The sequence below is a fragment of the Nostoc sp. 'Peltigera membranacea cyanobiont' 232 genome (assembly GCF_002245985.1).
In the GTDB taxonomy this organism is placed as follows: domain Bacteria; phylum Cyanobacteriota; class Cyanobacteriia; order Cyanobacteriales; family Nostocaceae; genus Nostoc.
In genome coordinates this window covers 24,860-50,282 of the sequence record NZ_NOLK01000029.1, presented here as the reverse complement: position 1 = coordinate 50,282, position 25,423 = coordinate 24,860, and the positions used below count along the sequence as shown (strand labels likewise).

The window sequence follows — 25,423 nt, the reverse complement described above, 5'->3', positions numbered from 1 at the left end:
TTCTCAACAACTTCTTGGGGTAACATGGCAGAGGACGCAGTTAGAGTTTTCATTTCCTACTCCCACAGAGACGAACTATTAAGAGATAGTCTTGCGACTCATTTGAGTAACCTGCAATGGCAAGGCATTATCTCTAGCTGGTACGATCGCCAACTTACAGCCGGCACGGAGTGGGATGACAAGATTAAGACTGAGCTTGAATCTGCTGATATTATTCTATTACTCATCAGCCCAGACTTTATCGCCTCCAAATACTGCCGTGACATTGAAATTCCAATGGCGTTACAGCAGCATGAGTCAAAAAAGGCGTATGTCGTTCCAGTCATTCTACGCCCATTTGACTGGTTTGATGCACCTTTTGCCAAGCTACAAGCGTTTCCTAAAGATGCCAAAGCTGTAACGACTTGGGTAAACCAGGATGAAGCCTTTGTGAGCGTCACACAAGGCATCCGCACAGCAGCGAAGCTAATGCTAGACTACCGCAAGCAGCAAGCAGAGCAGAAAAAGGTCATTGAAACACAATATCTGCAAAAGGTTGAAGAGGCTCTTTCTGACGGCGTGATTTCGATTGTGGAACGAGACACTTTAGACGAACTTCGAGAATCGCTGGGTTTAACGCCAGAAGAGGCAAAGGAAATCGAAACTCGTGCGTATGAGCCTTACAGTAGAGTTGAGGAGAACCTGAATAAATATAAGCAAACGCTCAACAGGTTAATTGAGAAGGGTTATTATCCTTTCAGTGATTCGATTGAGAAGGATCTGGAAAATCGTCAGAGAGATTTGGGGCTAAAGCCTGAAGATGTTGCTCGAATTTCTAAGCCAATTATTGAGCAAGCTGAGTTAGATTATCAAGGTAAAAAAAAACAGATTGAAATCGACCAACTACAGTCGCTAGAGCAGCGTCGGCAGCAAGAGGAGTACGAAGCTAAGTTACAGCGTTATAGACAGGAATTTTCCAGAGTCGTTGAAGTAGAATATCCACTCAGTCAGCCTGTTTTACAGGGGTTGAGAAACTTTCAGCAGCAATTGGGACTTAAGAATGAAGATTTTGTCCAAATTGAGCGATCGATTCGTGAACCGGCAGAGGCAAGATATCAAGAAAAACTGAAGCAGCAAGCTGAAGCGGAACGGCAGCAACGGCAGATTGAGGAGCAACGTAAGCAGGCACAAGCAAAACATAAAGCTCAAACACAAGCAGGAACTAGTCAAGCCTCCAGCTATCAAAACACCGCAGGTACTAAATTGCAGCGTTTTGAGTTTGCTGTCATTACTGTTGATAAACAAGGAAAAGAAAAAAGCCGCACTAGGAAGGCAACAGAGGTTTTTGCTGAGGATTTGGGTAATGGGGTGTTGCTAGAGATGGTTAAGATTCCATCGGGAACCTTCCAGATGGGTTCACCAGAAGGTCAAGGAAGCGATAATGAGAAGCCTCAACATGCTGTTACGGTGCCAGCTTTCTTGATCGGGAAATATCCTGTTACCCAGGCACAATGGCGGGTGGTTGCGGCTCTGCCCCAAGTTAAGATCGCGCTCAATGCCGAGCCTTCAAATTTCAAGGGAGATAGTCGCCCCGTGGAACAAGTCTCTTGGGATGAGGCTGTGGAATTTTGTCAACGCTTGTCTCGCGTGACGGGGCATCCATACCGCTTGCCCAGCGAAGCCGAATGGGAATATGCCTGTCGAGCTGGAACAACGACTGAATTCTATTTTGGGGAGACTCTGACACCAAAACTAGCTCGGTGTAAAGCTAATTTTGGCATGGCTCTGCTCACTCTGTTTGATGGAGAAACGGCTTCTGTGGGCAGCTACTTGCCCAATGCTTTCGGTTTATACGATATGCACGGCAATGTTTTGGAGTGGTGCGCCGATCACTGCCATGGCAACTATGTAAGTGCGCCTACTGATGGCAAAGCTTGGATAGTGAATGGAAATAGTGAAAAGCGGATATATCGGGGCGGTGCCTGGAACAATAGTCCGGCGGGCTGTCGCGCTGCCCGCCGCCACTCTGATTCTCCCGCCTACCGCTACTACTCTTTCGGTTTTCGGGTTGTGTGTTCGGTGTTTCCAGGACTCTTGTAGCCCTTTACTCTCTTTCTCTTTTGCCCTCTACTCTTTTTTCTTTACCCTTCTTTCGCGCGAAGCGCGTTCAAAAATTTTTTTCATATTTCTTTGATTCATCATCAATAAATATTGCGCGATTCTTCCCAAGGATAACTAACCCCTACAATAGTTTTTTGGGACAGGCATCGGTAAACGGGGCGGTTCCTGGAACAATAATCCGGCGAACTGTCGCGCTGCCAACCGCAACTATAATTCTACCGCCTACCGCAACAACAATATCGGTTTTCGGGTTGTGTGTTCGGTTTTTCCAGCACTCTTCTACTGTCAGAACTGGACAATGGGAATTGTTTGGGCGTACCCAGAAGAGTCCAGACCTGTTCCGGCGATAGAGATAACTTTGTCCGAAAATAAAACCGGGTCGGATAGCTTGGTAGACGCAAGTCGAACAGTTATCCGACCTATCTAATTACAAATAATAATCAAGAAATATGTTTACTGGCAAGATGAGGAAATGTGGCTTGGCTATCTGGACGAGTATCCAGACTACTGAACTCAGGCAGAAACCTGTGAATAATCAGATATGATTTAGACATGGAGTTTGAGTGGGATGAGTCAAAAGCAACAGCTAACCGAACAAAGCACGGTGTCAGCTTTGAAGAGGCTAAGACCGTCTTTGATAATGTGCTAGCAGTTGTTTTTGATGATGAAGCTCACTCAGTAGGTGAGAAGCGAGAAATTATTATTGGGCACTCCCGAAACAATCGCTTGCTATTGATTTCTTTCACCGAACGTTCTAATGCCATTCGCATTATCAGTGCCCGTTTAGCCACTCGAAGTGAGCGTGAAGATTATGAGCGAAACGCCTTTTGAGGAGTCACACAATTCAGATGACGAGCTTCTAGCTGAGTACCACTTTGATTATAAAAAGGCGAAGCCCAATCGTTTCGCTGCTCAAAGCAGAAGAAAGCAACTGCTAAAAGTTGTGGTTCTAGATGAAGATGTAGCTCAAGTTTTTACAACGCCAGAATCAGTCAATAAGGTGCTAAGGGCACTAATTGAGTCAATGCCACAAGTTACAGATGGCGACACAGCCTAACATTATTTTGACTTGTAAATTTACAAAATGTCCCGTTCTGGATACACACTCCCAGTATTTGCGTGCGCTGCTGCTGTTGCAGCTTTACATTGGTTACACGATCGCAAATCCCTAACTTTTGCCTCTATAGATTTGCTTGAACCCGCTCAAATCGCCGAAATCCCCATTGAACAGGTAGCAGGATTATCTGAGAATACAGCTTTAGCGATCGCTCGCAGCGATCCTGGTGATAATCTCGATCTGACTAAAGATACACCGATTTGGGCATTGGTGGAATGGCGAGAACAGGGTGATAATGCTGTAATTATTAAAGGTGGCGAAGGGATTGGTAGGCAATTAAATGCTGACGACAAGCCGGCTATTTATGCTTACGCTCAAAGGCTGTTGCAAGAGAATTTGCAACGGATGCTAGCACCGGGGGAAAAAATCACGGTGACGATTATTCTACCCGAAGGGCGATCGCTAGCTGTTCGGACTTCAAATTCTGCTTTTGGTGTTGTTGAAGGACTTTCGCTTTTAGGCACAACCGGCATTTCTCAACCTTTGAGTACACCAGATCAGCTTGCAGTTTTTCGGGGGGAATTACAAAATAAAGCCAGTCGTTTTGAGAGTTTAGTATTCTGTATCGGCGAGAATGGACTAGATTTAGCGCGTAAACTAGGGATTAATCCCGAACAATTAGTCAAAACTGCTAACTGGCTTGGCCCAATGTTAGTAGAAGCTGATGTGCTGGGTGTAAAAGAAATTTTATTATTTGGCTATCACGGGAAACTGATGAAACTGGCTGGAGGGATTTTTCACACTCATCACTATTTAGCTGATGGACGGCGAGAAATTTTGGCAGCGCACTGTGCGATCGCAGGTTTAAAATCAGCAGATATCCAAGCTGTGTTTAACAGTGCGACTGCCGAAGCTGCCCTAACATACCTAAAATCTCTAGATGCTGCAACCGATAGTGATTGGGTAAATCAAGTTTACAGTGCGATCGCCGAAACCATCGATGTTCGTTCTCAAGAATACATCCAAAGCCATAGCGAAAGGGGCACAGCAGTTACAATCTGTGGCTCGATTCTCTTCGATCGCGATCGCAAAATTATCGTGAAGAGTAAAACTGCTGGTCTGTTGATGGGAAAATTATGTTAATTTATTATGAATAATCGTAAACAATTCAAATAAATAATTTTTTAAGTAACCACTCTAGGGTAAGTTTATCGTTCTAATACCGTCTCCGACTTCGGGACTAGACAAACGCACATAACCTCGCGTTTGTCTAGGGCTTCTCTACCATTATCAGCCTAACCAGGCTGAATAATAGCATCACTATAGACCGCAAAGCATCTACCCTTAACAGACATAACACTCCCGTCATGAATACAGTGGTGACTCTACCGACAGAACAAGCGCCCCAAACATTAGAAAATGTTGGGCGGCTCAATCGCCAATTGATTGTAATTCTGGACTTCGGCTCTCAATATTCTGAATTGATTGCCCGTCGCATCCGCGAAACTCAAGTATACTCTGAAGTTTTATCCTATCGCACTACTTCTGAACAATTACGCCAACTCAATCCCAAGGGAATCATCCTCTCTGGTGGGCCGAGTTCGGTTTATGGTGATAACGCTCCCCATTGTCACCCAGAAATCTGGAATTTGGGAATACCCGTCTTGGGTGTTTGCTATGGGATGCAGCTAATGGTAAACCAACTCGGTGGGGAAGTGGCAAAGGCTGACCGAGGTGAGTACGGCAAAGCATCATTATATATTGACGATCCCACAGATTTGCTAACTAATGTTGAAGATGGCACTACCATGTGGATGAGTCACGGAGACTCTGTTACCCAAATGCCATCAGGCTTTGAATTGCTGGCACATACAGAAAATACCCCCTGTGCTGCGATCGCCGACCACGAAAGGAAACTTTACGGCGTTCAATTCCATCCAGAGGTGGTGCATTCTCTTGGCGGGATAGCATTAATCCGTAATTTTGTCTACCATATCTGCGATTGCGAACCTACTTGGACAACAGCAGCTTTTGTCGAAGAGGCGATTCGGGAAATTCGCACCAGAGTTGGCGAGAAGCGGGTGCTGTTGGCGCTATCTGGGGGAGTGGATTCTTCTACCCTGGCTTTCTTGCTGTATAAAGCCATTGGCGAGCAACTAACTTGCGTATTTATCGATCAAGGCTTTATGCGAAAGTATGAGCCAGAGCGATTGGTAAAGCTGTTCCAAGAGCAGTTTCACATTCCTGTAGAGTATGTGAATGCCCGCGATCGCTTTTTAGCTAAAGTTGATGGTGTTACAGATCCTGAAGAAAAACGCCGCCGCATCGGACACGAGTTTATCAATGTATTTGAGGAAACATCTAAGCGCCTCGGTCACTTTGACTATCTGGCTCAAGGGACTCTTTATCCAGATGTCATCGAATCTGCTGACACCAATGTTGATCCCCAAACTGGTGAGCGGGTAGCGGTGAAAATTAAGAGTCATCACAATGTTGGCGGCTTGCCCAAAGACCTAAGATTTAAATTGGTGGAACCACTACGGAAATTATTTAAAGATGAAGTCCGCAAAGTTGGGCGTTCCATTGGTTTACCAGAAGAAATTGTCCAACGACAACCTTTTCCTGGGCCTGGTTTGGCAATTCGCATTCTAGGGGAAGTTACATCTGAGCGGTTAAATATTTTGCGCGATGCTGATTTAATTGTCCGGCAAGAAATTAACCAACGCGGCATGTATCATGATTTCTGGCAAGCATTTGCTGTATTGCTGCCAATTCGTAGTGTTGGCGTTATGGGCGATCAACGTACTTACGCTTACCCCATTGTCTTGCGAATTGTTACTAGTGAAGATGGCATGACTGCTGATTGGGCCAGAGTCCCTTACGATGTCCTGGAAGTGATTTCCACTCGAATTGTGAATGAGGTAAAAGGGGTAAATCGGGTGGTTTATGACATCACCTCTAAGCCGCCTGGAACCATTGAATGGGAATAATCGAGTTTTGTAAGTTGACTTAGCTAAAAGCTCTCACTCTTGCCGATAATTCAGATTCATATATTTAAAAATGGCAATGCCGACCCGACTCATTTGCAGTTTTGGCATTGTCTATTTTTTTGTGTTCTCGATTTGGTAAGCTATTATACATTTAACTTATATATATAGGAATCATATTTGATTTTTGAACAAAACTAGGTATTGTAGGGTGTGTTAGAACGCAGTTCGTAACGCACCAAACCCTTGATGATAGTGCGTTACGCTGTCGCTAACACACCCTACGTATCTTTTCAGAAATCAAATACTAGTCCTATAGTATCCGATTTGATTCCTGAAATTATCTACGTAGGTAGGGAACAGGGAACAGAAATGAAGGGTATAGATGTGTACTTAATCTTGTTCAAAAATCAAAGCGGATTCCTATAGTTAGGGCGCTTGTATTGCCCAATTTGCAAGAGTTTGATTTTATTTATGCAGTTTAGATTTCTTTAACTTCATAGCAAAGTATGAGAGTTGTTAAATAAAAAGCTCTATCAAAATCGCAAGTTTTTATTAATAAAGTAGGCAGCAATTATCAAAGCGATTTTGTAACCCCAATTGTTAAAAGAAGTTTTTAAATATAACTAAATTTAAACACAAACATAATTTTATCTAGCCAATCATTATAAATACCAGTAAATAAGTAACCATCAATTAGATGGTGGCTGGACAAATTAAATTATTGTCTAGGAAAATAGGCGCGATCGCAGTAAAATTACCAAGGGTGTGGTAAAAGACAAAAACCAGCAGCTCGTTAGAAATAACTTTCATTTGATAAACATTAATGGAGATGTTATGGAACCTCCTCTCCCCCTTGCTGGCTTAAACATCCTCGTTGTTGATGATGATGATGATAGCCGTTTTTACATTACTACCGTGTTAGAAGCTGATGGAGCCACCGTTACGGCAGTTCCATCGGCGGCGGTAGCATTGAAAGTACTACCTGAGTTGCAGCCAGATATATTGATTTGTGATATTGCTATGCCTGGTGAAGATGGCTACACCTTTATCCGCAAGATTCGGGCGCTGAAACCTGATATTTGGGAAAAACTCCCTGCGATCGCTTTAACTGCTTATGGCGATAGCGAGTATCGTAGCCGGGCGCTAGAAGCTGGCTTTCAGACTCATGTGCCTAAACCAGTCGATCCAGGAGAATTGGTTGCGATCGTCGCTGATTTGGTTGCTTCTTATAAAAATTAGCGCAAAGATGCAGTGATTTGTGGGTCATTAAATCAACAGGGAGTGATTTGGAATTGCTGAGACTAGTTTGCTCCAGTTTCAAAACTAATTTGCTCAGACTTATATGCTGGTGGCTCAACGTGAATTAAAATCCTCACTGGACGGAACTTTTCTTCTAATCGGCTTTCTACTTCTTCGGTAATGTGGTGAGCGGTTTCTACGTCTGGTGCATCTACTATTAAATGCATTTCAATGAACACTTGACGACCAAGAACACCGCGAGAAGCAATATCATGACAGTTAATTACACCTGGAACAGAAGTTGCGATCGCATGGATTGCTTCTGGTGCGATCGCCATTTGATCCACAAGCCAAGGCAAATTCTCTTTTAAAACTGACCAGCCACTCCAAAATACCAACAAGGCGACAGGAAAAGCTAAGACTAAATCCATCCATTGATAACCTAGCCAAACTCCGATTAAGCCAGCTATTACAGAGATTGTCACCCAAATGTCGCTCATCGTATGGGTTGCATCAGCGATCAGAATAGAGCTACCCACCCGTCTACCTACAGCACGTTCGTAAAACGCCACAAAAATATTCACGCCCAGCACAATTAGTAATAACCACAACTCAGGTGGCGATATTCTCACAGGTTCACCACCACCTTTGAGAATTCGCTCGATTGCTCCTTGCAAAATTTCAAAACAGGCTATTCCTAAAAATGAGGCAATTCCTAAAGCTCCCACAGCTTCAAACTTACCGTGTCCGTAGGGATGCTCGCGATCGGGTTGTGGAGAAGAAAATTTACTTGCAATTAATCCTAAAACGTTGTTGGCGCTATCTGTCACACTATGCAAGGCATCAGCTAGCAAACTCAAAGAACCTGTCCAGTAGCCCACAACTGCTTTCAATCCCAATACGAACAGGTTGAGAAGTAAGGTAATAATTAAAACCTTTCGCACTTCGGCGCGGTTATCGTAAATCATAGATAATTTATCACATCAAGTTCTATGACTTCTAATGTAAAACTTAAAACATCAATAAACACAAATGAAATGTATCAAAGTCTTACGCAGTAAGAATTAAGTCTCTCTATAGGATCTATGTTTTATACTATTTTATTGAGATTATTTATAACTAATAACAGCTACAAGCTTTATAGCTGTTAGTAATGCCTTTACAGACAGCAGCATATTTTTATCATTAATTCCAGAAATATTTTAATTAATTTTGTTATTCATACATCCAGCCAGTCCAAACCGAATTGTATTCAAAGATATTATGACGACCATTAGCACTCTGTACTAACTCAGGATAAATTACGAGCTTAGGAAGTTTTATTTACTACCTTATAAAAATGATGAAGCGTAAGCTTCATTCATCAAATTGTCAAGATTTGAGTAGCGAAATCAAAAAATACTTACAGGTTTTGGAATAATTAGTAAATCTATAGGTAAGTTTTCACGTTCTCCTTCTAAAAGTAAATTCACAAGCCAGATAATGGGTGAACATTTGATACTCTTATGAGTTTGAGTAAGAACTTGAGCAATATAATTCCAAAGGTCAATTTTCCTCAGAAGACAAGTTTCAACCACAAATACTATGAATACTAAAAAACTTACAGGTAAGGTGGCATTGGTAACAGGCGGCTCACGCGGTCTAGGAGCAGCGATCGCTAAACGTCTCGCAGACGATGGTGCAACTGTCGCCCTCACCTACACTAGTTCGCCACAAAAAGCCGACGAGGTGGTGCTTGCCATTGAAGCAGCAGGTGGCAAAGCCTTGGCAATACGCGCCGATAGTGCCAATGTTGAAGCGGTGAAAAACGCTGTTGCCGAGACAGTCAAAGTCTTTGGTCGTCTTGACATCCTCGTGAACAATGCGGGGGTCGCCACTTTGGCCCCAATTGACCAATTCTCAATGGATGATTTTGATCGGTTGATCGCAGTTAACGTTAAGGGTGTCTTTGTGGCAACTCAGGAGGCTGTCCGCCACATGGATGAAGGCGGACGGATCGTGATGATTGGCAGCGTCAACAGTGATATCATGCCTTTTGCTGGCGGCTCCGTTTACGCTTTGACCAAAGGGGCGATCGCCAGTTTCACACGCGGTCTTGCTCGCGATCTCGGCCCTCGTGGCATCACTGTGAACAATATCCAACCCGGCCCGGTAGACACCGACATGAATCCGGCGGAAGGCCCTTTTGCCGAGACTATGAAAAGTATGATTGCCTTGCAACGCTATGGACGAAGCGAAGAAGTTGCCGATATGGTTTCCTATCTCGCTAGTGCAGAAGCCGGTTTCATCACCGGTGCAAGCCTGAAGATTGATGGCGGCTTTGCAGCCTGATAGAGCAGAACCAAGAAAAGTCCGATCGTGTAAATCTGTCTGGCGACGATACCAGCGCCAAGGCTGGGGGCACATCCTGAAAAAAGTTGGCTTCACCGCCGTCGATCTCGGCGGCTTCGTCTCTTCTTCCGGTAAAATTAGTACTTATCAATAAGCTTTAATAAAAAACTTATGTCTTCAATTCCTCTAACATTGAACCTAATTGAAGGTTCTGTCTCCTTCAGTTTTTCACCCCAAGCAGCACAAGAATTAAAGACAGCGACAGATCAACTCATGGATCGACTGAAAGCTGTCGCCGCTAAACCCACTCCTGGCGGCGGTAGAGTCACTCCCCAGCCTCCAATGGAATATCGTTATACAGGTGAAGTATTTTTAGAGATTTTCTGTAATCCTAATATTTGGCCAACGCCTTTCGCAGCCAAAGTTTTGCTGACTGTCCGCAACATCAACATTCGCTTGACTACTGAAGCTGAACTTACTCGTATTATTGAAGACATTAATCAATATTTAGAGCAAGTTGGATAATAGTTCAATAATTTTTCTATGCTTTTCGAGATTTTTTAACAAATAATCTTATACAAATTTGGGATTTTGCGAAAATTCCCTTTATTGTCGCAACTGGTGTCGGTTAGCCCGACTTAGCCAACTTCTAAAAACGAGTTTTGGCTTTGAAAAGCAGGTGATGCTATGAATTGCGAGTCAAAAGTGAAGTTCCTACACTTATATCAGACAGATCGATCTAGGAGCTTCACCGAATCTACACACCAGACTCAAGCTTTAGCACCAGAAGATGTACAGAAAAAATGCTTCTGATGCCTTCTTTAACTTGAGAATTTGTCTAAATTCAGACTCCAATACTTTTGTGTTAATGAAAGACGCAAGATTCTATATGGGGCAATGCCGATCAAAAACCAGAGATTATCCCCCAGATTGGGCGTAGGATCGTTGACTGTGACATCCACACATCGAAAATAAACTCCTAATCCCAAACCCGAAATCAAACATTGATTTAGTCGTTGTCCCACTGTTCGCGACCAATTAGGTCGCCAATGCGATCGCGTAACAAAAAGTCACATTTCTCTAATTCACATTCAACGCAAACCCACTCTCTGGCTGGAATATATTGGCAGAGGCTATATATTGGCTGTTGTCGGCTAACCATTCCCTTTTGCACGAGTCGGCGTGCTTCGTCTTGAATCAGATCGAGAGAGTAGTAATTGATAGAAGGCACCGTATTCACACTCATGTTTTTTACTCACAAATTAACACTTACGATAGTGTTCCCGTTAATAATTAGGAACAAACATTACAGAAATTAGACTTGTGGCTAGGATTTTGTAGTTTGCTATACGGAACTATTTTTATTTTGACGCTACATATCCTGAAATTATCTCAAGAAATGTTAAGAAAGTCAACGAATCCTGACATTCATCAAAAATCCGCTTTACAAAAAAAATTCCGAGTAGTTAACTTAACCTGCTATGGCGGCCGGATGATTTTTATGCAACAAGTCTGAAAGTCTTGCCATTACTGTATTTAGACAATATTTTGTGGGTGGAAAGATATTCATACTGCGACACCGATAGCGATCGCGAACAGCGTCTCGTAGAGAGCGTCATAGCCCACCGCAGGCATCGCTTACATATCAAAATAATCACCTCAAAGCCCGATCTAGAACTGCTGGTATTTATCTAAGGTAAACAACACAAGAACCTTTGTCAGATACTAAGGTATAAACTGTTGCAAAACATAACGGCTAAAGTACACTACGAAAGCTTTTATTCTGGCATCTGTTAACAATTTCTTAAGTAAGGCTATGAATACGTAGTTATTTTTCGCACCAAAGAATACAGTTTTCTTTTGAAAAACATCTCATCTTTAGAAGGCAAAAGGAGGAAACCAGTTGAGATTTGACTCCTACACTTCCCTGCGGGACGCTGAACGACAAAGCTAAAGCTCTGTTACCAATGACTTGAAGCCACTGTTGCGTTAGCTTCTGGCAAGGTACAAGAATTCGATGGAGGTCTTTAAACCCTTGTTCCTTAGCATTGACCAAGGCAAACAAAAAGCATGTAGATGCAACTACCGATGGCTGAAGTAGGTTATGGTTACATTAAAACAGACGCGATCTAGTCACGTCTGTAAACTGTTTGGCGGATTTGCTGAGATTAATTGTTCTGAAGTTACATTGTTGTTTTAGTTACTTATTCGGAGAATTCCCGATCGTTTTGATCGGTGTTGTCTTCTCCTGGGAGCAGATTTTCTGGCGGACGTTCATGATTGAGTTGGCTTAGTAGTGCCAGTACCTTGTTACCGCGTTCTATGGAGCGATCTTCGAGAAAAATGACTTCTGGTGTGCGACGTAGCCTTACCCGCGCCCCAAGTTCGCTGCGGACATAACCCGTGGCTGACTTTAAGCCTGCCATTGTTTCTACCTTAGCTTCATCTGTACCATAGATACTGACGTAGATTTTGGCGTGTTGGAGATCGCCAGAAACATCAACATCAGTAACACTTACCATTCCTGTGCCCACACGGTCATCCTTAATGCCGTTGAGCAGCATTTGGCTAACTTCCCGTTTGATCAATTCTGCAACGCGGGAAACCCGGCGATTTGTAGCCATAAAAATTTCGCCTCCTGACAGAGGTTGTACGACAAAAAAATAGATGTAGACAGTACTTAGCGGGAGCAACGCCAAGAGTAACCATCTGTGAGGTATAGCACCGATATAGCGCTAGTCTAGATTGTACTTAAACCGAGCATTGCCCGTAGGGTGAAAGTAAGGAAGACTAAACTGCTCACAAATAAACCCAAGATGGCGATCAAAGTGACGGGGCGCTTCAATAGTGGCACTAATGGCTCAAAAGTGTTCAAAAACAGCCCTAAGACGATCGTAATTAAGTACCGGGGGTAGCGAAAGACGTTATCCCAAAATCCATCAAACATCTGAATCTAAACTGCCTTGTTATATACTTACGTTTGTTTTGATATGCTTTATCCACTTAATTGTAATCTATGCAGCCGGAAAATTAGCCAGCTAATATAAAATATAGCTTGTCGGTTATATTGGCTTTATTTAGTCACGATTATTTTCAGTTAAATCGCAAGTAAATGGTAATTCAAATTCCCAAGGAAACTAGCCCGCGTCCATTTTTGAAGTGGGCAGGGGGTAAAAGTAGATTGATACAACAATATATTCCTTATTTTCCCAAGAGTTATAAAAATTACTATGAGCCATTTTTAGGCGGTGGTGCTGTTTTTTTCTATCTCCAACCAAACATAGCAACTTTGACTGATATAAATGCCGAATTAATTAATACTTATTGTTGTGTTAAATGTCATGCTGATGAATTAATTTTTCTATTGAAAGAGCATAAGTATCGGCATAATAAAGATTATTATTATAGTGTCAGAAACCACTCTGGTGGTACAGATATAGAAAAAGCGGCTCGTCTAATTTATCTTAATAAGACTTGTTTTAATGGTCTTTATCGAGTCAATTCACAGGGAAAGTTCAATGTGCCTCTAGGCAGATATGAAAATCCCAATATTTGTTCTGAGATTTTACTGCAAGCAGCATCAGAAGCGCTTTCTCATGCAGAAATTAAACAAGCAGATTTTACAGAAGTCCTAAATCATGCAACTAGCAGTGATGACTTTGTATTTTTTGACCCACCCTATTATCCTATCAGTGACACTAGCTATTTCACTGCTTATAGTCAAAATTGTTTTAGTAAAAAAGACCAAGAACTCTTAAGAGATACTTGTGCAGAGTTAGCAAATCGTGGTGTCAAGGTTATGGTGTGTAATTCTGATAGTGAATTTATTAGAAATATTTATAAAGATATCAACTTTGAAACTTATAAAATAAAAGCAGCCCGCTCGATTAACTCCAATATAAAAAATAGAGGGATGATTGACGAACTATTAATTACATCCTTTTAAAGATTTTTATTTGCCCAAGCAATAAATCTGTCTAAGCTGTAAACTGCTAATAAATTATGGTTATCATTAACTCTTGCTTTTAGCCATTTGCTTGCGCCTTCTCGCATACCTTCCCCGCCTAAAATGACGATAGTTGGTGCAGGGTAATAGTTCTGGATGTTCATGTTCAAGTAAGGAAATTTTTCATCAACAGAACCTGGGCTTTCTTGCCATTTACACTCAAAAATTAAACCAGATGGCATAGCCGATGAGCCAACAACATAAAAATCAACCTTCAAATCGGTATGATAAATTCCAGTCCCAATATAAACTTCTTTTCCATAACGTTTTGGTAATAAAGCAGCATTCAGTATAAATTCTTTTGGGACATAGTTACCGACTTGAAAATAATTATGCCCATTTAAGATTGCTTCTACATTTCCTTCTAAAATATTCCCAGACTTATTTGCCCGTCCGCCTTGAGTCAGAGCCATCCTCAATCCCTCTGCCAAAAGTCCTGTTTATTATAGGATTTCACAGAAGTAGTAAAAAAGGGTCAGTTGCTTAATATGAATTTTTTATTTTGACTAAACAAGGTTGGATTAATGGGTAAAAAATCTGAGAGTTTGGTACTCTTGTACTAAAAAAATACAAATGTATTAATAATTGGGGTAAGAAACTAGTTACTAATTCAGGGAGTATGAAAGGAATGGAATTTCCCTTTTCTTTTTGTCCCTTAAACTTTTTTCTAACCTCTCTAAATAACTGGGAATTTAGCTTGGATAAATTTTAGTTATTTCACTTTAGCTTCAACCGGTCTGTGCTTCGGTATGACCGTTGCGGATAGACCATGCTAGTTCTAACAGTTGAGTCCAGCGCTTTTGTAACTGTTTGGGGGTGCATTTGATGGTTTTAGCGATCGCTTGGTCAGTTTGTCTTGCAGTTTTTAACTGTAATATTTGCTGTTGTTGTTCTGTGAGTTGATTCACAAAAATTTCCCACTGCTGGGAAGATAAACCCAATTTTTGCTCTAAACCTGCGCCTAACCATTGATGTACCAATTGCCAATGGTGTTGTTTAGCAAACTTTTCTACGTGGTACTTAAACCGTTGTTGGAGATAATCGCGCTGACGGCTGGTTAAACCGAGAATTTGGTCAATTTCTGGGGCTGAGAGGTCTTGAAGTTTCAAGCTGAGGTAGTTCATACAGTCAGATTGACCTTGAGACTCCAGATATTTCATCAACTCAGTGATGACGCGATCGCGTTCTGATTCTTCAGATGGATCGAAATTAGTTTGGGCAATCATTTGCGATCGCAGCTGTTGCACCGCCGAGTTACGCTGATAAGATTCTGCTTCTTCACCCTTAGCTGACTCTACCGCCATTTCAATATCCACGGTAGTCTCTTGGGGCTGACGACGAGCAAAACCTTGGGCGCGTAAGATAATCAATTGCTGATTTGCACCACCAGGTAAATTGATGCGGCGTTTGGCGTACTGTTCTGTAAAGGCCATGTATTCAGCTAATTGCAGCTGAGTACGCGGTGTGTGATCGTTAGGTAGTTCGTTTTCTCTGCGGAAAGCTTTGATAGCTTCGATATAAAATGCTTGTAAAAAATCTTCAATTAGGCTGTAACGAGCATCAAAGCCCAACTCCGAGCCAGATATAGTTACATGGCGGTAAACCATAGCACCCAAATTACTATGTAATTCCACCCGTCCTTGTTTGGAACCTAGTTGGTAGTAGCGTAAGCACTTTTGCATCCGATGCCTTCCCAACGTAATCTGCCAGGATTTGATTTCGCCAGATGTTTGGATACGCGAGCTTTTGTCGCAAATGCGTTCTACTTCTACGGCTATGCGGTTTGCTAAAGCTTCTACGCACCTGGGTGCTGCTTTCACTTGCGCTTGCATTTCCTGACACAGCAATTCAATTAAGGTTTCGCTGCTGCTGTCTGAAAATTCTTCGGTCGAAAGGTGGTTATTAAAAATAGGTGTAGAGTTTGGTAGATTAACGACGTTAGCTTTCATGACTTTTCCAGGGAGTAGTATTGCACCGTAATTACAACGCAGAGACAGCAATCAAGGCTAGCCAAGGCTTATGAATCTTTGGGCATTCATCCATTAAGGCTTGCCGTATATAATGCTCACATCTAAAGCTCATATATAAAACTGTAGGAAATACGAGAGAGTTACAGTTATGGCAATGTGTCGGTTTGTTCATAAGCCATCACATTGAAGCGGGGACATGAGTACCCACCATTTTCTGAAAGTTGTCAAATTTCTTGCTGTACCGACTTTTACCACCATCCTGTTATTGCGTCCGCGCCCATCGTAGACATCGCTTTGGAATATGACAATTTAAAAACTGGAGTCACTTCGATCGCAATTTCCGAAAAGGAGAGGTGTGCTTGTGATGTAGGGCCTGGGGACTAGGGACTGGGGATTGGGAAGATGAGTATGTGGATTCATACCCCAACCAAATCTTAAAAGAATTTTTTCCCCAGTACCCAATTCCCAATTCTCAGTCCCGGAATTCTTATACCCATGCTGCTGCTGCTTCCCAACCTAAACCCCTCCGTATAATTGCTGCTTCGTCTCCCGTCATATCCAAAATCGTAGATACTTCATAAGTAGGTTCTTCGCCAGTGTCTACAATTATGTCTACCAACTTATCCAAACGGTCAAATAGCTCTACCCGTGACTGAACAGTTTCTGGATCTATCCGAATCATTCCATTGTCTGCTTCATCTGCTGGCAGATGTGCTGAAGTTGAAATAATTGGATTACCCAAAGCTGCCAGCAACTCCAAACACACAGTATGGTTTGGGACTCTAATTCCAGTACTTTTCCGCTTGGGGCTTTGCACCAATCGCGGTACTAATTTAGTTGCTGGGAGCAAAAACGTGTATGGCCCTGGAATCAGGCGTTTCATAATCCGATAGGCTGTGTCACTTACGAAGGCATAAGTTGCCACATTTGAAAACGAGGGACATAAAAATGTCAGTGGTTTATCATTTGCTAGCTGTTTAATTTGCCGCACTCGTTCTACCGCCGACTTAGCATTCAAATCACAACCGATCGCATAAACTGTATCAGTAGGGTAAAGCATGACTGCGCCACTAGAAAGCGCCGACTTTATTTCCTCTATTCGTCGCATTTGAGGATTATCCGGATGAACTGAGAAAATTTTTGCCATAGAGGGAATGGGTAATGGGGAATGGGGAATGGGGATTGGGGACTGGGGAAAATAACAAATGACTAATGACAAATGACTAATTTATTATGAATAAAATTGCTTATCTTCAATGTCCGACAGGAATTTCTGGTGATATGTGCCTCGGTGCTTTGGTCAGTTTGGGTGTTCCTGTGGAGTATTTAATTGAAAAACTCAATGGGTTGGGTATTGAACAGGAATATCAGTTAAGAGCGGAGTTTGTCCAACGGAATGGCCAGCAGGCGACTAAAGTCCATGTGGATTTAGTACACGATCGTCACCATCACCACCACGGCCACGAACACAGTCACCATCACACACGCCACTTGCCAGAAATCGAGCAAATGATTCTCAAAGCGGGGTTGCCATCACGGGCAGAAGCTTGGAGTTTGGCGGTATTCCGACAGTTAGCAGTGGCAGAAGGGGCAGTGCATGGCATTTCTCCTGAAAAAGTTCATTTTCATGAAGTGGGTGCTATAGATGCGATCGTAGATATTGTGGGTACTTGCCTGGGGTTAGATTGGCTGGGAATTGAAAGTAATGACGAAGGATTGCCCCTACTTTATTGCTCGGCGTTCCCCACTGGTGGCGGTACTGTTCGGGCTGCACATGGTCAGATGGCAGTACCAGTACCAGCAGTATTAAAGCTGTGGGAAATGCGGAGTTGTCCAGTTTATAGTAACGGCATTGATAGAGAACTGGTAACACCAACAGGAGCTGCGATCGCTACTACTTTGGTAAGAGACTTTGGTTCACCACCCGCGATCGCTATTAAGCAAATAGGACTGGGAGCAGGAACCATAAATTTACCCATTCCCAATATTTTACGTCTCTGGCTGGGCGAAAGCACAAGTTTACAGTCAAATTTCAGCGATTCTGAAGATAGTAGCTCAAATTTAGAAACCATCTCAGTACTAGAAACCCAAATTGATGACTTAAATCCCCAAGCGATCGGCTATGTGTTTGAGGCGTTGTTTGCTGCTGGTGCGGTGGATGTTTTTACCCAAGCGATCGCAATGAAAAAGTCCCGTCCAGGGATTTTGCTGACTGTGATTTGTCATCCAGAAAATTTACTCAGTTGTGAAAGGGTTATATTTCGTGAAACTACAACTTTGGGTATTCGGCGAACAACTCAGCAACGTGCCATTTTACAACGGGAAATCCAACATGTGGAAATTGAATATGGCAAAGTCCGTGTCAAAGTAGCATGGAAAGGACAATCACCAGAAAAAGTTATTGCTAACGTGCAACCAGAATATGAAGATTGTGCAGAGTTAGCCCGAAAACATAATATTCCCTGGCGTGAAATTCAACGGTTGGCGCTACAGCGTTGGTATTTAGTTAATAGTTAAAATCTCTTCGTTCCTCCTTTTCTGTCTCTGACTGAGAAGCAGACAACCTATAAAAGCTTATTTGAGAATCGCTTTTACATTAACTTGACACCAATGCACTAGAGCCAGCACCAACTAAAAACCCCTCCAATATTGGAAGGGTTAAAGTAATTTTTGCTAATGGGATGGTGATTAGGGGGAAACAGAAGCTTTTCCTCCTTGATGAGCGAGAAATACAGCATAAACGGGTTTGAGGTCGCTGACTTTTGTAGAAGAAGTGGGTAAATTATTGGAGTTAATAGCTATAGATTTGCCACTATTGTTAGTAGTTGTTTGAGCGCCACCGATTCCAGGCAATAAAGCAATAGAAGTGACAATTAATACAGAATCTATCAAAATTGAGAGTTTCATAAAATTATTTTTATTTCTAGTCAAGTGCAATTAGCTTTCTTGAATAATAGATTCTCATTTTTTGTTCAGTCTTAACTTCCTACACTCAGACCGCCCGATCGGTTGATTTATTCCTCACCCATTCGGGTGAGCTAATTGATTAGGGTAGGGTCGAGGTGTGCATTACTGCATCACCCCTCCCATTCGGAACCGTGCTTGCGACTTTCATCGCACACGGCTACTCAATGTGTTATCCATTTGTCATTCGGACTTCCTGACAGCATGACTTATGAAATTAGGAATATCATGTATCCACTCCCAGTTAGATTTGTTCCAGAATTGAGAAAGTTTCTCTCGGAATTTTGAGTGGTCTTTCTTCCTAATTTCTTTTAGGTCAATTGCGGTCTTTACGTCGTGGCAGTGCCGATGTAATAGTTGCAGATTTTTGTATTCATCCTTACCGCTTAATGCTCTGGGGATTTTGTGGTCTACTTCTAAAACATCCCATTCTTGGAAGCTTAAGCCGCACCAAGGACATTTACCCTTTTGAAGTTTTAGCAACTTAGCCTTACGATTAGGCATTTGGGGGTGTGTTCCTAGTCTTGTACTCCAATAAACTGTGTCGCCATCGTAGGGGCTTTTATCGCTTTTAACTTTTACATAGTCAGTGCTACTGCAACTTGTTTCCCTATGTTTTAGTAACCGAAGGGGGTTCGCGTTCCCCTCCCTGGTTGCGAATACCCAGTTGTCACCGTCAATGGAAGTCCAATATTTGATGTGTCCATCATTTATGTTTCCACATCGGCGTTTTGCCCATCGTCGAAGTTTCAGGTATGTGAGGTGGTCTTGTTTGGGAAGTATTCCAACGTTTTGAGCGTCGGAGTTTGAATAGAAAGAAGCCCATCCCCTTATCACAGGGTTAAGGTCTTTGATTAATGCCACTTGAGGCGATGACCTGTGTTTTGTGATGATTCTTCCGATTTCCTCTTGATGCACCTTACTTGCCTTCGCGGATGGGGTGATGAGGGTGTTAAAACCTAGTATTGTACCTTGAGTATTTATATTGCTCCGGTATTTCCCGGCGGGGTATTGTCGGATGTGATGACCGAGAAAGTCAAATCCGGCTTTACCATCCTCACTTAACTTATGATTGAGTGTATGAGTTAGCCGAGTTTTTTCTGGTTTTAATTCAAGTCCTAGACCAGCTAACCATTCCGAGATAATTTCTCGGCATCTTTGGACAACGGCTTTGTCTTTGTGGAGAACCACAAAATCATCTGCGTACCTTATAAATCCAAGATTCTCGCGGTTATCCCGCTTTCTTCCAGGTAGTGTTTCTGCGTATTTTATCAGGTGATTTTCTAAACCGTGGAGGGCTATGTTTGCCAAAAGTGGAGAGATTACCCCACCTTGCGGCGTTCCCTCAGATGTAGCAGTAAATGCTCCTTTGTCTATCACCCCAGATTTTAACCAGGATTTAATTTGTTGCCTGGCTTTACCCTTGATGTTCAACTTTTGGAGCAGTGCTTCATGGTTGATGCGGTCAAAACATTTGGCTATATCCGCGTCTAGCACGTATTTTGCCTTCTGTTGAATACAGAGTTTAATTTTTTTAATCGCATCGTGGCATGACCTTCCGGGTCTAAAACCATAGGAATTTGATTCAAAGACTGCTTCCCATTCTGGTTCAAGCGTAGCTTTTACTACGGCTTGTAGTGCGCGGTCGTACATTGTGGGTATTCCTAATGGGCGTTTTTCCTCTCTTCCTGGTTTTGGAATCCATACTCTACGGGTAGGTTTGGATTTGCCAGTTAGATTTAATTGCCCTGCCAGTTCAAGGCGTGCTTTTGGGGGCAGTGATTTAGTACCGTCCACACCTGCCGTCTTTTTGCCTTGGTTGTCTTGTGTAACCCGTCGTACCGCCAATAATCTATTAGACCAAGACCTCATCAGCGTCTTTTGGAGTTTACGGCATTGCTTGAAATCACCACGGCGGGAAGCAGCGTAGATGCGTTTTTGCAACTTGAAAACATATCTTTCAGCTTGTCGCCAATTGATTGTTTTCCATCCCTCGATATTCATTTCTGAATCCGAATTAGGCTTATTCATAGCTACTGTTACCTCTAGCTTTCCCACACTGCGGCTCACGTCTGCTTATCCTGGAAGTTACGCCATCCCTTTTAAGGCATTACCCGTTAATTCGGGTTAGGCATTTTGCTTCTTGAGTCATCCTGCGCCCTCATGTCTTATGGCTGATGCCTACCTGTTACCAATTTCAGGAGAACATGAAGGGTTGTTTCGTTCCCAGTATCCATAATTGAGTCTTTAGGGCGTGTCTCTCCACCGAGGTTTTGAGTGGTGCGCTATCGCGGTCGTCAAATCCTGATAGTCTCTACCTTTGTCGGATTTTCCCGACCCAAGAGTGTGGCTTGTGCCACTAGCTTATAGCCCTTGGCGTGGAGTGACGATGGTTAAACAACACTTTGCTTTTCTACCCATAGACTCTTGCTTGCAGTAGGTGCTTTCAGCAATTACCACCTATTCCTGCTTTCACCCCCGCTTTACACCTTTGATAATCAATCTGGGATGTAGGGGCTACCAGATTTCTGGTACTTTGTGTGCTTTTAATCCCGCACCGGGACAGTAGGACTTGGTGTATTCTGATTAGGTTATGATTCAAGTTAATCATTTGAATATTTCCCTTTCTCCTCTAGCTGTCTAGGCTAATGCTCGGCTAGATTTCCTCACCTACATGGATATTGAGTTGTCATTGGTTGAGGATTAAAGTGCGAACTCTACCCTGGAATGGGTTACTCAACCAAAGCCAGCCGTCCTCCTTTTCAGGTTTAGACTGAACGAATCGCACTGACATACTCCACACACTCCCCTTTCAGGGTGAGTGTGGGCTTCTCAACGACTCTTCTATGAAGACATTAATTGAGCTTTGAGGGCGTGTGTCCCACGCGCCTTTATGTTTAAAGAAGCATTTAGATCCCTGCACAAACTGATACTACAATTAGGGCAATTGTGCATTCTTTGAGATAGTGGCTTTTTGACTTTATGCCCACAACTAGAACATTCTTGGATCGTGCCGCTTGGATTGACAGATAAGCTGTTGCGTATTTAATTTGTATATGCGATGCGGGCAAGATGCCCGCACTACAATAATTTTACGTTTTCGTACTATACAATTTAGATGCACATCAGCTTATCACTTTCAGACCAGCGTTCTCGGCTTTGTTTGAAAGTATCGTTACAAACTGTCCCCACCCGGCATCATTAATACTCTTAGCCAGCCATGATAAGCCAAGTCCTTTGATATTCAGCTTTTCAACAGCCACCACATCGTATTTATCAAGCAGTTTTTTCGCTGTTTTAAAGTGGAAATCCTTTCTAGTATCCGCAACCTTTTTGTGCTGAATAGCTAGTTTTTTAATAGCTTTCTTTCGTCTGTTAGAACCTTTTTTACGCCTTGATACTTTACGCTGCGCTGATTTTAATCTGCGTTCAGCCTTGCGTAGATATTTAGGTGCTTTGACTCTAGATCCGTCAGAAGCTACATAGAAATCAATCAGACCAACATCAATTCCAACAATATTATTGGCTTTGAAATCAGGCTTAGTAGTTGGTACGGTTTTACCATCCAAACTCAAAGTAACATAATACCCATCAGCTTTTTTAGTGACAGATACAGTTTTGATGTCAAACCCAGACGCTCCTACGTCGCTACCGCTTGCGCTATCGGGTATTAGGCGATGAACAATCACCTTAATATTCCCAATCTTTGAGAGCATTATTCTATTATTGACAAAATGATGACTCTTAAATTGGGAATATGTAAATGTTTTGTATTGCCCTTTGCCCTTGAATCTGGGTCTACCTGACTTTTTGCCATTAACATCACTCTTTAACCATCTTTCAATTGCCAGTTCAACTTTTTTAGGAACTTCCTGTAACACTTGAGAGTGGATTTCTTTGTACCAGAGTCTATCTATTTTAAGTTGAACCAAAGACGCTTTTTGATTGTAGTAGTTAGGCTGCTCTTTTAGCTCTGGCAGATGACAAATTAACGGGCATCTATCAACAGGACAACGATTCATCTCATACCAGTCAAACCTTTGAGCAAGCAAATAATTATATTGACAACGCAGCATTTCCAGTGTTTTATCAATCTTTTCCGCTTGTTCTTTTGTTGGCTTGATTTTGTATTGGTATGAGATTTTCATTCTTTACCCTTTGTTTTCGACCTCCTATTATGATAACATAAACGTACAGACAATGTATAGATAATTATGAAAAACAAGTCATTAAATTTGAGAATCTCGGAAAGGCGATTAAATAAATTACGCTTGTATTCAATTCAAAAAGATATGACTATGACAAGAATTATTGAGGATTTTATTGATTCTTTAAAACTTGAAAATGGTGATTCCTCCTCTCTACGAGACGCTCCGCGAACGACCCCAAGACCAGTCAAACCTGTGGTTTGATTTGGTTAGGGGTCAACTCGTCATCACCCAAAAATTCATCTCATCGCCTCCCTTCGGGTAGGCGAGAGGCTTCTTTTTGTTTCAGCTAAAGACTTTCGAGAGCTTTTAGCACCTCTGCTGTTGACTGATATCGTTGCGTAAAGTCGAAATGTACCATTCTATTTAAAATAATCACTAAATCGTTTGTAGCGTCAGTTAGTTCGCGCCAATGTTGCCAAATCTGTTGATTGCCATCAGCTTCGCCTTGAATAATTATTTCACCAGTATTTATATCTCTGCGAAATTCTCTAGGGTCTACTCCAGTTAAACCCTGAATTCCCATAATTCCCAACGCATAAATATCGCTGTTGAGTTTTGGCAAACCGCTCATTTGCTCAGAAGGTGCATAACCAGGAGTACCAATTGAAATGGTCTGAGCTTCTTGCTGCTGAGGATGAATTTGCTTAACAGCACCAAAGTCAATTAAAACAATATGTCGATCTGATTCTCGCCTAATCAAGTTACTAGGTTTAATATCTCGATGGATTACGCCATAGCTATGCACAAAAACAAGCACGTGTAAAACTTCTTTGAGCATATCCACAACTTCGGCTTGTTTTAGTCGCTTCCCAGAGGTTAGCTCTTTGTCCATCGCATGTCCTCTCACAAATTCTTGCACTAAAGAAAATTGCCGATTTTCTTCAAAAAAAGCTAGCAGTTGAGGAATTTGTGGATGCTTACCCAAAGTTTCTAAAATTTCTGCTTCAGCGTCAAATAATCGTCTGACGACATTTAAATATTCTGCATCTTGGCGGGGGGGACGCAACTGTTTAACCACACACTGGGGATTACCAGGACGCTGGATATCATCAGCCAAATAAGTATTACTAAATCCTCCAGAACCCAAGCCTTGAGTAATTTGGTAGCGGTTATTTAGTAGGGTTCCTAGTGCAATATCTTGCCCGATGGAATCAGCAATTACAGTTGGTGCTTCATTTAAGGCATCGCCGCGCTGCCGTAAAAGACCTTGCAATTCCACAATTAATTGTTGGTGTTCTTGAACCCGTTGGGTAATTTCTTGTTGTTCTTGCTTTGTTTGATAAGCGCTATACGCAAGGACACTGCCGGCGGTAAATACTAACCCCAACGCCGGAGGGATTACTGGGAACCATCCAGCTTGGGTAAAAATGACAAAATTGCCTCCAAATAACACTGCAAGGGCTGTTGCTCCTGCTAGTCCTAAGCCTAGCGGATGCTGAATCCGCGATACCAGTAACCCACCAACTACAGTCCATCCCCATATCCACAGGACTTTCCCCCACTCAGGTAGAAACCAAAATAGAGGCTGTTTGTTAAGAACAGCACTAAGAATTTGACTAACACTGTGGGCATGAATTTCAATTCCTGCCAATTTGCCAGAATTATCTGATTTACCAGTAGCAAAAGGCGTATTAAAAATATCATTTAAACTATTAGCTGTTGAACCAATTAAAACGATGCGGTCTTTCACCAAATCTGGTTTAACTTGATTTTCAAGTACTTCTGTAATAGTTACCTGCTGGGCAATCTGATGACCAGAACGGTAATTAAGCAAAATTTGGTAGCCATTTGTATCTGCTTTCTGATAACCGCCAGCGTTACTTTGCAGGGGTTTAAATATAGTATCTCGTAGTCGTAGTTCCTTTTTTGGGGTAAATTCTAGTCGGATGTTTCCAACTTCTAAGTATTTGAGTGCTAGCTGTAAACTAAAAGAATAAGTACTTTGACAAGAATCGGATTCTTCTGCACTTACCAATAATAGGTTGCGACGAATTGTAGCATCAGTATCTTCTACAACATCATTAAATCCTACTCGCTCTGCTTCAACCCCTTTTGGCGGTGCTATTCCCGGATTGTTAGAACCAGAATGTTTACAAATAGGAATGATGATATCGCTCTGTTGTAGGCGTTGCAGCAACTTTTCATGACCAGGCTGTACTGGTAAGTCACGGAAAATATCTAGACCAATGGCTCGCGGTTCATAAGCTTCAAGTTTTCCTAACAGTCGGTCTAGAAGTTCGCTAGATAGGGGCCAATTCCACTTTTGGATATCTTTTTCAGTTAAAGCAACAATCAATAGACGAGAGTCTGGGCCGGGGTCGCTACGTAATTGCATCATCTGGTCATAGACCTTCATCTCTAGAGGCTCGAAAACCCCAAGTTTTTGAATGCCTACTAGTAAAAGTGTAGCGATCGCACTTGACAAAATAACTGGCTGTCTAAATAAACTTTTAAAATTCACAACCATTTCTTTAAATATATTTTACTTTAAAATATACATATTTTTTATCCTAATTTTCATCATTGAAATTATTCTATGCAATTTGCAACTTTTC

The 25,423-nt window shown here is 42.2% G+C and carries 21 protein-coding genes and 1 pseudogene; 11 read left to right on the top strand and 11 right to left on the bottom strand.

The annotated features are described in order from the left end of the window. Positions 1 to 24 precede the first annotated feature (24 nt). The 6 genes from CDG79_RS12525 to CDG79_RS12490 all read left to right on the top strand — a co-directional run bounded on the left by CDG79_RS12525 (position 25) and on the right by CDG79_RS12490 (position 7,386). On the top strand, positions 25 to 2,079 hold the full coding sequence (locus CDG79_RS12525) for an SUMF1/EgtB/PvdO family nonheme iron enzyme (RefSeq protein ID WP_094342426.1): 2,055 nt from the start codon (positions 25 to 27) through the stop codon (positions 2,077 to 2,079). Between the two features lie 573 nt (positions 2,080 to 2,652). Further along, a complete protein-coding gene (locus CDG79_RS12515) occupies positions 2,653 to 2,931 on the top strand; it encodes a BrnT family toxin (RefSeq protein ID WP_094342425.1) in 279 nt (92 codons plus the stop codon). Next, positions 2,912 to 3,157 carry a hypothetical protein gene (locus CDG79_RS12510; protein WP_094342424.1) on the top strand — a complete coding sequence of 82 codons (246 nt, stop codon included), beginning with the start codon at positions 2,912 to 2,914 and terminating at the stop codon, positions 3,155 to 3,157. The genes CDG79_RS12515 and CDG79_RS12510 overlap by 20 nt, the downstream gene beginning before the upstream one ends. 27 nt (positions 3,158 to 3,184) lie before the next feature. Continuing rightward, a complete protein-coding gene (cbiD, locus tag CDG79_RS12505; RefSeq protein ID WP_094342423.1) occupies positions 3,185 to 4,300 on the top strand; it encodes a cobalt-precorrin-5B (C(1))-methyltransferase CbiD in 1,116 nt (371 codons plus the stop codon). 224 nt (positions 4,301 to 4,524) lie between these two features. Continuing rightward, positions 4,525 to 6,147, top strand: coding sequence for a glutamine-hydrolyzing GMP synthase (guaA, locus tag CDG79_RS12500; RefSeq protein ID WP_094342422.1), 1,623 nt, complete (start codon positions 4,525 to 4,527; stop codon positions 6,145 to 6,147). 834 nt (positions 6,148 to 6,981) lie between these two features. Next, positions 6,982 to 7,386: a response regulator gene (locus CDG79_RS12490; protein ID WP_094342420.1), complete on the top strand. Its 405-nt coding sequence runs from the start codon at positions 6,982 to 6,984 to the stop codon at positions 7,384 to 7,386. 62 nt (positions 7,387 to 7,448) lie between these two features. Here the strand turns inward: CDG79_RS12490 and CDG79_RS12485 are convergent, their stop codons facing one another. Further along, positions 7,449 to 8,354 (bottom strand): cation diffusion facilitator family transporter, encoded by a 906-nt coding sequence (locus tag CDG79_RS12485; protein ID WP_094332739.1) that lies wholly within the window; start codon positions 8,352 to 8,354, stop codon positions 7,449 to 7,451. A gap of 616 nt (positions 8,355 to 8,970) precedes the next feature. Here CDG79_RS12485 and CDG79_RS12480 point away from each other — a divergent pair. Both CDG79_RS12480 and CDG79_RS12475 read left to right on the top strand, forming a co-directional pair. Next, the gene (locus CDG79_RS12480; protein WP_094342419.1) at positions 8,971 to 9,717 is read left to right on the top strand and encodes a 3-oxoacyl-ACP reductase family protein; all 747 of its coding nucleotides are present in this window, start codon (positions 8,971 to 8,973) and stop codon (positions 9,715 to 9,717) included. A gap of 171 nt (positions 9,718 to 9,888) precedes the next feature. Further along, entirely contained in the window at positions 9,889 to 10,242 is a 354-nt protein-coding gene (locus CDG79_RS12475) for a hypothetical protein (protein ID WP_094342418.1), read from the top strand. A 484-nt stretch (positions 10,243 to 10,726) separates the two neighbouring features. Here CDG79_RS12475 and CDG79_RS12470 read toward each other — a convergent pair whose 3' ends face one another. Next, positions 10,727 to 10,963: a DUF4327 family protein gene (locus CDG79_RS12470; RefSeq protein ID WP_094332736.1), complete on the bottom strand. Its 237-nt coding sequence runs from the start codon at positions 10,961 to 10,963 to the stop codon at positions 10,727 to 10,729. Positions 10,964 to 11,238: 275 nt separating this feature from the next. Between CDG79_RS12470 and CDG79_RS42320 the strand changes: the two genes are divergently transcribed. Further along, positions 11,239 to 11,412 (top strand): hypothetical protein, encoded by a 174-nt coding sequence (locus CDG79_RS42320; RefSeq protein ID WP_189524977.1) that lies wholly within the window; start codon positions 11,239 to 11,241, stop codon positions 11,410 to 11,412. A 509-nt stretch (positions 11,413 to 11,921) separates the two neighbouring features. Here the strand turns inward: CDG79_RS42320 and rbfA are convergent. Both rbfA and CDG79_RS12460 read right to left on the bottom strand, forming a co-directional pair. After that, positions 11,922 to 12,341: a 30S ribosome-binding factor RbfA gene (gene rbfA, locus CDG79_RS12465; RefSeq protein ID WP_094342417.1), complete on the bottom strand. Its 420-nt coding sequence runs from the start codon at positions 12,339 to 12,341 to the stop codon at positions 11,922 to 11,924. A 116-nt stretch (positions 12,342 to 12,457) separates the two neighbouring features. Beyond that, entirely contained in the window at positions 12,458 to 12,664 is a 207-nt protein-coding gene (locus CDG79_RS12460) for a DUF751 family protein (protein ID WP_094342416.1), read from the bottom strand. 165 nt (positions 12,665 to 12,829) lie between these two features. Here CDG79_RS12460 and CDG79_RS12455 point away from each other — a divergent pair, with 165 nt between their 5' ends. Then, a complete protein-coding gene (locus tag CDG79_RS12455) occupies positions 12,830 to 13,663 on the top strand; it encodes a DNA adenine methylase (RefSeq protein ID WP_094342415.1) in 834 nt (277 codons plus the stop codon). Here the strand turns inward: CDG79_RS12455 and CDG79_RS12450 are convergent. From CDG79_RS12450 to CDG79_RS12440, 3 genes are all read right to left on the bottom strand, one after another. After that, positions 13,660 to 14,136 (bottom strand): PD-(D/E)XK nuclease superfamily protein, encoded by a 477-nt coding sequence (locus CDG79_RS12450; RefSeq protein WP_094332732.1) that lies wholly within the window; start codon positions 14,134 to 14,136, stop codon positions 13,660 to 13,662. The two genes, CDG79_RS12455 and CDG79_RS12450, sit on opposite strands and share 4 nt — an antisense overlap. A 315-nt stretch (positions 14,137 to 14,451) precedes the next feature. Beyond that, on the bottom strand, positions 14,452 to 15,672 hold the full coding sequence (locus tag CDG79_RS12445) for a HetZ-related protein (RefSeq protein WP_094342414.1): 1,221 nt from the start codon (positions 15,670 to 15,672) through the stop codon (positions 14,452 to 14,454). Positions 15,673 to 16,180: 508 nt separating this feature from the next. Beyond that, on the bottom strand, positions 16,181 to 16,840 hold the full coding sequence (locus tag CDG79_RS12440; RefSeq protein WP_094342413.1) for an L-threonylcarbamoyladenylate synthase: 660 nt from the start codon (positions 16,838 to 16,840) through the stop codon (positions 16,181 to 16,183). An 86-nt stretch (positions 16,841 to 16,926) separates the two neighbouring features. On the opposite strand from CDG79_RS12440, the gene larC reads away from it, so the two are divergent. Beyond that, positions 16,927 to 18,210 (top strand): nickel pincer cofactor biosynthesis protein LarC, encoded by a 1,284-nt coding sequence (gene larC, locus CDG79_RS12435; protein ID WP_094342412.1) that lies wholly within the window; start codon positions 16,927 to 16,929, stop codon positions 18,208 to 18,210. A 171-nt stretch (positions 18,211 to 18,381) separates the two neighbouring features. On the opposite strand, the gene CDG79_RS12430 is transcribed toward larC, so the two are convergent. The 4 genes and pseudogenes from CDG79_RS12430 to CDG79_RS12410 form a co-directional block, all read right to left on the bottom strand. Next, positions 18,382 to 18,600, bottom strand: coding sequence for a hypothetical protein (locus tag CDG79_RS12430; RefSeq protein WP_094342411.1), 219 nt, complete (start codon positions 18,598 to 18,600; stop codon positions 18,382 to 18,384). 240 nt (positions 18,601 to 18,840) lie between these two features. Beyond that, complete coding sequence (gene ltrA / locus CDG79_RS12425; protein WP_094342445.1) at positions 18,841 to 20,688, bottom strand: group II intron reverse transcriptase/maturase; 1,848 nt, start codon at positions 20,686 to 20,688, stop codon at positions 18,841 to 18,843. Positions 20,689 to 21,425: 737 nt separating this feature from the next. Further along, positions 21,426 to 22,805, bottom strand: a pseudogene (locus tag CDG79_RS12420) (RNA-guided endonuclease InsQ/TnpB family protein). Between the two features lie 349 nt (positions 22,806 to 23,154). Next, positions 23,155 to 25,335, bottom strand: coding sequence for a CHASE2 domain-containing serine/threonine-protein kinase (locus CDG79_RS12410; RefSeq protein WP_094342409.1), 2,181 nt, complete (start codon positions 25,333 to 25,335; stop codon positions 23,155 to 23,157). Between the last annotated feature and the right edge of the window lie 88 nt (positions 25,336 to 25,423).